Raw genomic sequence first — 613 nt, forward strand, 5'->3', positions numbered from 1 at the left:
CAGGCCGCGGGCGATCACCGCCGCATGGCTGGTCGTGCCGCCCCGCTCGGTCAGCACCGCGACCGAGGCGTGCATGCCGCGGATGTCCTCGGGCACGGTTTCGCGCCGCACCAGGATGCAGGGTTCTCCCCGTGCATGGGCGGATTGCGCGCTGGCGGCGGAAAAGACGATGCGCCCGGTGGCGGCGCCGGGGCTGGCATCGATGCCGCGCGCGATCACGTCGCGGGGCGCGCGTGGGTCGACCTGATGGTGCAGCAGGTCGGCCAGGGCACGCGGCTCGACGCGCATCAGCGCCTCCTCGGGGGGGATGATACCGTCGCGCGCCAGGCTCACCGCGATGCGGACGCCGGCGCGGCTGCCACGGGCCACGCGGGTGGCGTCGATGACGCTGATCCGGCCCTCGGTCACGACGAACTCGATCTGCATCTCCTCGCGCAGGCGCTCGCGGGCGGCAATGCCGAAGCGGACCAGGTCGGCAAAGATCTCGGGCGCGGTGTCCTCCAGCGCGGGGCCGCGGTCGTCGCGGGTCAGGAACAGCGTCTCGGCGCCCGGCCCGACGGTCGCGCCGTGGCGCTGGCCGCGAAAGCGTCCGGTGACGCGCGGGGTGCCGGTG

The 613-nt window shown here is 74.7% G+C and carries 1 protein-coding gene; it reads right to left on the reverse strand.

Translation table 11 applies throughout. The features are described 5' to 3' along the window. Positions 1–613 (reverse strand): PEP-utilizing enzyme (locus tag TW83_RS14920; RefSeq protein WP_045983567.1); only part of this gene is annotated, 613 nt, incomplete at both ends.

This window comes from Paracoccus sp. S4493 (genome assembly GCF_000967735.1).
Taxonomy (GTDB): Bacteria; Pseudomonadota; Alphaproteobacteria; order Rhodobacterales; family Rhodobacteraceae; genus Paracoccus; species Paracoccus marcusii.